Below are 5,836 nucleotides of genomic sequence, written 5' to 3' on the forward strand. Positions count from 1 at the left end.
TGAGCTCGCATATAGTTAGCGAAATCGAGAAGACATGCAACTACGTTGGGCTTATAAAGGACGGCCAGCTCATCGAGCAGGGCAGGGTAAGGGACTTAGCAAGGGTGGAGGGAACGGATTATGATGCGCTCGTTTCGGACAATGAGAAGCTCTTAGCCTTCCTCCGGGACAAGGTTTACGTAAGGGAAGCTTGGGAGGAAGAGGGTATCCTAAGGGTGAAGCTCGACGAGAGGTTTGCTGAGGAGTTCTTCATTGAAGCTCCAGCGTTCATAGCCAGTGAAAAGCTCGCCCTCCGGCTCTTCAAGCCACACACGAGTCCCCTTGAGAGGATCCTTATGAAGCGCTTCAACGTGGGGTGGAAGGAATGAATACCTTCTTTGAAACCGGATTCTGGGTCGTTTTCGAGAGTGAACTGCGTAGAATCCTCCGCTCTCGGCGTTTCAAAATTCTCTTCGTGGTAACCCTCTTCCCGTCACTCATATACATTCTAAGCCCGAACCCAGCTGGGGATGGCATCAACCCCATGCTGAAGGCCTTTGAGGCCATGATGCTCAACCTGCTCCCCAATTACTGGCTCGGGATAATCGGTCAGCTCATAGCGATAATACTCATGTGCGACCTTTTGGCGAGCGAGATGGAGGGGGGCACTATAAGGCTTCTCCTTGCGAAGCCCCTTAGGCTAAGCACTCTCATAGCCTCGAAGTTCCTGGCTGGGATTTCGGCCCTCGCGGTCCTCTTTGGGGTTCCCTACGCGACGGTCTGGCTCTACAACCCGGTAGTTTACAAGACCGGCCTCGACGGTCTCTGGAAGGGGCTTCCCGACCTCCTGCTCGTCCTTGGAGTGAGTGTCCTTATCCTGGCCCTCCTTGGCGCTCTCTCGATGTTCATCTCTGTTATCGTCAACAGGCCCCTCTACGCTTCACTCGCGACCTTTGGAGTAGTCTTCATACTCCAGTTCCTCGTTCCGCAGATACCCTACCTCCAGAACGCCGAGCGTTATACTTTCACCTATCAGACCGCGGTTCTCCTCAAGGCGGGCTTTGATAAGATCTCCAGTTTTGTCGGTGTTCCGTCCCATTCAGCAATATTCTTTATTGCCCTGACCATTGCGATGCTCCTGCCCGCGTGGGCAATCCTCGTGAGGCGCGACTTCCCGGACTAATGGACTTTTTATCCAATACCAAGGGAGACCTTGAGCTATGTAAAAGGTTTTATACTTCGGTGCCCAATTAGGGGCAGGTGACCAGAAATGACCTTCGATAAGGAGAAGCTCGCCAAGATTCGCAAGGAGGAGAAGCGCTGGGAGGAAACAACAGTTAGGAAGTTCATCGAGAAGAGACCCGAGAGAAAGGAGAAGTTCATGACCGATGACGGGTTCGAGATTAAGAGGCTCTACACTCCCACTGACCTCGGCGAAGGGTGGGACTACCTAGAGAAGCTCGGCTTCCCCGGGGAATATCCCTTCACGCGCGGTGTTTACGCCACGATGTACAGGGGTAGGTTCTGGACGATGAGGCAGTACGCCGGTTACGCAACCGCCGAAGAGAGCAACAAGCGCTACAAGTATCTCCTCAGCCAGGGGCAGACGGGCCTTAGCGTCGCCTTCGATTTGCCGACTCAGCTTGGCTACGACTCCGACCACCCCATGGCAGAGGGTGAGGTCGGTAAGGTTGGAGTTGCCATTGACTCGCTCTGGGACATGGAGATACTCTTCGACGGCATCCCTCTCGATAAGGTCTCCACGAGCATGACGATAAACTCCACAGCTGCTAACCTTCTCGCGATGTACATCCTCGTGGCTGAAAAGCAGGGCGTTACCCAGGACAAGCTCCGCGGAACCGTTCAGAACGACATCCTGAAGGAGTACATAGCGAGGGGTACCTACATATTCCCGCCCGGGCCGAGCATGAGGCTTACCACTGATATCATAATGTACTGCGCCGAGAACATCCCCAAGTGGAACTCGATAAGCATAAGCGGGTACCACATCCGTGAGGCCGGTGCTAACGCAGTCCAAGAGGTTGCCTTCACCCTCGGCGACGGAATAGAGTACGTTAAGGCCGTAATAGACAGGGGAATGGACGTCGATAAGTTCGCTCCAAGATTGAGCTTCTTTTTTAATGCCCACAACAACTTCCTTGAGGAGATCGCCAAATTCAGGGCAGCCAGAAGACTCTGGGCATACATAATGAAGGAGTGGTTCAACGCCAAGAACCCGCGCTCCATGATGCTCCGCTTCCACACCCAGACAGCGGGCTCAACGCTCACAGCCCAGCAGCCTGAGAACAACATAATTAGAGTTGCAATTCAGGCTCTCGCGGCAGTTCTCGGTGGAACTCAGAGTTTACACACCAACAGCTACGACGAGGCCCTCTCGCTTCCAACGGAGAAGAGCGTCAGGATTGCCCTAAGGACACAGCAGATCATAGCCTACGAGAGCGGTGTCGCTGACACAGTTGACCCCCTCGGAGGAAGCTACTACATCGAGTGGCTCACCGACCACATCTACGAAGAGGCTTTGAAGTACATCGAGAAGATCCAGAAGATGGGCGGAATGATGCGCGCCATTGAGAGGGGTTATATCCAGAAGGAGATTGCTGATGCCGCCTACAAGTATCAAAAGGAAATCGAAGAAGGAAAGAGGATAATCGTCGGCGTCAACAAGTTCCATACGGACGAGCCCATAGAGGCAGAGATACTCAAGGTCGACCCGAGCATAAGGGAGAAGCAGATAGCGAGGCTCAAGAGGCTGAGGAGCGAGAGGAACAACAGGAAGGTCGAGGAGGCCCTCGACAGGCTGAGGAGAGCTGCTGAAACCGAGGACGAGAACCTCATGCCCTATATCATAGAGGCCCACAGGCACCTTGCGACGCTCGGGGAGGTTATCGACGTCCTGAGGGAGATATGGGGCGAGTACAGAGCGCCACTGGTATTCTGAGCTGCCTTCGGAACTTTCAATTATTTTCGATTTTCCTCAACTTCTTCCTGCCTGAAAATTCTTCAGCTCCTTCTCTGAATAATTTTCGAAGCTCTCGAAAGGAGACCGGCGAAGGGAAGGGTTTTTAAACCGTTAGCCAGAGCGTCCCGTGGTGATGGGGGGTGAAGTTCAGGGGCAAAGCCTTTGGCAGCACCGTGAGGATTGAGTTTGATATACTCACCCTCGGCGAGCTCAAGATAAACGACCTGCGAGACTTTGACGTTGATTCACTCAAGATAGAGCTCAAACCGACTTCATCCGGTATAAGGATCATCGGTATATGGGAGGGCCCCGTTGAGAGGGCCGGTGAGGGAATAAAGAAGGCCCTTGAGGAGAGCTACAAGCTCCGCGAGAGGGTCCTGAACAGGATAAGGAGCAAGACCGAGGCGATACGCTCTACCATGCTCCAGCTCGGCTTCAAGGAGAGCGTTGAAGGCTATGGAAGTGCCCTGCGCTTCACCAAGAAGGTTGGGCACTACGAGATAGTGGTTGTTGCATCAACGACCGATGACGTTGTCCGCGTTGAAGTTTACGGCAACGAGGGAAAAGTCCTAAGCCCTGAGCTTGAGAGCATATTCGAGGACGTTGAGGTCGAGGAGCTTGAGATTTACGACTTCGACGACGGAAAAGAGGAGAGGTTAGTGATAAACCTTGAGATACCGAGGAACGACGAGGGGCCGGAGAGGAAGATAGCTGAGGCCATAAAGATGATAGAGAACATGCTGATGGCATAATCACTTGTATCTGCTTTCGAGCTGAATCTGCTTCAGCTTTGCCGTTAAGCTCTTTAACGATGCCCTGTCCCCGCTTATTATCTTCCCGCTTCTCGTGTCTATTCTGGCGTAGTAGACGTGGCTCTTTCCGGTGACCTTTATGTGGGCGTAGCCGTCCTCCTTGTAGTGGGTAAGCCTTCGGTCTTCAGCTCGACCTCCCCATAGGCCTTCCTCAGGTGCTCGTGGTAGTTCCTCTCAAGGGCAATCTCTGTAAAGTGAACCTCGCTCTCCCTCAGGTTTCCGGTGACCCTGTCGAGAATGAGCCTTCCGACCTTCGTGCTCCCCTGAAACTCCGCAATCCAGTGGCCGTCGGGGGAAAGTCCCTTAGCTCGGCCGTCTCGTCTATCTCCTTTATCCTCCTGATGGCAATTTCTCTCGCTAGGTCATCGCGGAGAACCCTGTCGGTCTCCTCGATGACCTTACCGTCCGCGCTTATCCTCACGGTCACCCTGTGGTGTTCGTCCTCCAGCGTTACCGTGTAGGCCTTCTCCTTTCCCTTGACGTCGAGAACCCTGTAACCTTCGTATCTTTTGAGGGAGATTTCCCGGGCCTTCTCAGGGGTTACCTCCACCACGTAGTCGAGGATGTCCCCGCTCTCCCTGTTCACCTTGAGCCTGATCTTTCCGCACTCGCCCTCAAGGTTAAGCTCAAGGAACTTGTGGTCGAGAACCCTGCCTCTTCGCCGGCCTTCCTTCTCACGAGCTCTCGGGGTTTCCCAAGGAAGTACTCATCCGGAAGGGGCCCTATCTCGAAGGAGACCTTGCCGGTTCTGATGTTCACTTTTCCCCTGTTTTTGCCGACTGACAGTTCAAGTTTGGCCAGTTTGGGCACGTAGCCCTTCTTCCTGTCGGTTATCCTTATCGAGCTTTCTGGAACGCCAAGCTTCTTGGAGAGCCTCTCCTTGAGGATGAGAACCGACTCACTCGGAGTGACGGGAGCTATGATTTCTTTCTCGCTGGCGACGACGGCTGACCTGTCGTTGAGGAAGGCCTTCTTTACGGGCGTTGCAAATTTACTCTCCGAGGTTTTGGGACGATCTCATCTTGTGAGAAGACGAGCGCCCTGTCTTTTTCTCCCCTCTCCTCAAGACTCTATGAGAGTATGTAGGCCGTCGAGAGCGTCATCTTCAGCGAGTCGAGCGAGACCTCCTCAGCTTTCACAGGGTAGCGGGCGCTTATAGCCTTCGCGACCTTTTCAAGGACGTCCTCCGGGGAGAAGTCGAAGAGGAGCGGGGCGTCAAGCTCAAACCTGGCCAGCTTTCCTCCTTCTCCTCCTCACTCTCCTCCGGGAGCTCGACCTTTACCTCGACCCCGTAGTTCGAGAAGAGGCCAGCCGGCTTCTCGCCGTCCCATAGGATTATCCTCCCACGGTAGTTCCTAGCAACCACGGTTCTTGCGCCCTTCGTGAAACCGGTCGGAGAAGCGAGAATGCCCCTATCGGCTTTGTATTTGTCAACAATGCCGGCAAAAACGTTCACGTCCTTCGACGATGCGAGTCCACCCTCGTGAACCTTCATGACAATTTTTTCGGTACCCGCTATCTCGTCCTCCCTTACTGCAACAACGCTCCCCGCTGACCTTCTCGTAGCCCCTGAAGCCCATCCTCCCCAGAAGTTCGGTGAGGGCCTCTATGAGGGTTCCCCTCGGGAGCTTCCTCACCAGACTTGAGTCCCAGTTCATCGTGATCACCAGAGGCATAATCAACGTTTGGAGGGAGAGTTTAAAAATCTCCCTCTCCACCCGGGACTTGCCGAACAAAGCCTTTTTAATTCCATGTTTTTACATGCGGATGGTGATTCAATGTTCAGGCTCACCGACTTCGACTTCTCGGACAGAACCGTCTTTCTAAGGGTTGACCTCAACTCGCCGATCGAGAACGGGAGGATAGCCAGCGATGCGCGCTTCCGGGCCGTTCTTCCGACAATAAAGTACCTCCTCGACAGCGGGGCAAAGCTCGTGGTAGCGACCCACCAGAGCAGGCCCTACAAGGGGGACTACGTAACCACCGAGGAGCACGCGGAGATACTGAGCGGTCTCCTCGGTCAGGAGGTCGAGTACGTTGAGGATATCTTTGGAAAGCTCGCGAG

7 protein-coding genes and 1 pseudogene are annotated in these 5,836 nt (G+C 54.1%); 5 read left to right on the forward strand and 3 right to left on the reverse strand.

Annotated elements, in window-relative coordinates; genetic code table 11:
- From MVD07_RS07135 to MVD07_RS07150, 4 genes and pseudogenes are all read left to right on the forward strand, one after another.
- Positions 1 to 368: pseudogene (locus MVD07_RS07135) on the forward strand (ABC transporter ATP-binding protein); the annotation flags it as partial.
- Positions 365 to 1,162 (forward strand): ABC transporter permease, encoded by a 798-nt coding sequence (locus tag MVD07_RS07140; RefSeq protein WP_297500127.1) that lies wholly within the window; start codon positions 365 to 367, stop codon positions 1,160 to 1,162. The pseudogene MVD07_RS07135 and the gene MVD07_RS07140, both read left to right, overlap by 4 nt.
- Positions 1,163 to 1,249: 87 nt before the next feature.
- Entirely contained in the window at positions 1,250 to 2,938 is a 1,689-nt protein-coding gene (locus MVD07_RS07145) for a methylmalonyl-CoA mutase family protein (protein ID WP_297500130.1), read from the forward strand.
- Between the two features lie 161 nt (positions 2,939 to 3,099).
- Positions 3,100 to 3,711 (forward strand): hypothetical protein, encoded by a 612-nt coding sequence (locus MVD07_RS07150; RefSeq protein ID WP_297500132.1) that lies wholly within the window; start codon positions 3,100 to 3,102, stop codon positions 3,709 to 3,711.
- A gap of 271 nt (positions 3,712 to 3,982) precedes the next feature.
- On the opposite strand, the gene MVD07_RS07155 is transcribed toward MVD07_RS07150, so the two are convergent.
- From MVD07_RS07155 to MVD07_RS07165, 3 genes are all read right to left on the reverse strand, one after another.
- A complete protein-coding gene (locus MVD07_RS07155) occupies positions 3,983 to 4,357 on the reverse strand; it encodes a hypothetical protein (protein ID WP_297500134.1) in 375 nt (124 codons plus the stop codon).
- On the reverse strand, positions 4,354 to 4,581 hold the full coding sequence (locus MVD07_RS07160) for a hypothetical protein (protein WP_297500137.1): 228 nt from the start codon (positions 4,579 to 4,581) through the stop codon (positions 4,354 to 4,356). Before MVD07_RS07160 ends, MVD07_RS07155 begins: the two co-directional genes overlap by 4 nt.
- A gap of 343 nt (positions 4,582 to 4,924) precedes the next feature.
- Positions 4,925 to 5,266 (reverse strand): restriction endonuclease, encoded by a 342-nt coding sequence (locus tag MVD07_RS07165; RefSeq protein ID WP_297500140.1) that lies wholly within the window; start codon positions 5,264 to 5,266, stop codon positions 4,925 to 4,927.
- 283 nt (positions 5,267 to 5,549) lie between these two features.
- Here MVD07_RS07165 and pgk point away from each other — a divergent pair.
- The coding region (gene pgk / locus MVD07_RS07170; RefSeq protein ID WP_297500143.1) for a phosphoglycerate kinase at positions 5,550 to 5,836 on the forward strand (287 nt) is incomplete at its 3' end.

The organism is Thermococcus sp., from assembly GCF_027008145.1.
Taxonomy (GTDB): Archaea; Methanobacteriota_B; Thermococci; order Thermococcales; family Thermococcaceae; genus Thermococcus.

What these genes read in the sequence shown, in the direction of transcription:
- MVD07_RS07165 (WP_297500140.1), bottom strand. Translation starts at nt 5,266, where the DNA reads ATGAAGGTTCACGAGGGTGGACTCGCATCGTCGAAGGACGTGAACGTT.
- MVD07_RS07145 (WP_297500130.1), top strand. Translation starts at nt 1,250, where the DNA reads ATGACCTTCGATAAGGAGAAGCTCGCCAAGATTCGCAAGGAGGAGAAG.
- MVD07_RS07140 (WP_297500127.1), top strand. Translation starts at nt 365, where the DNA reads ATGAATACCTTCTTTGAAACCGGATTCTGGGTCGTTTTCGAGAGTGAA.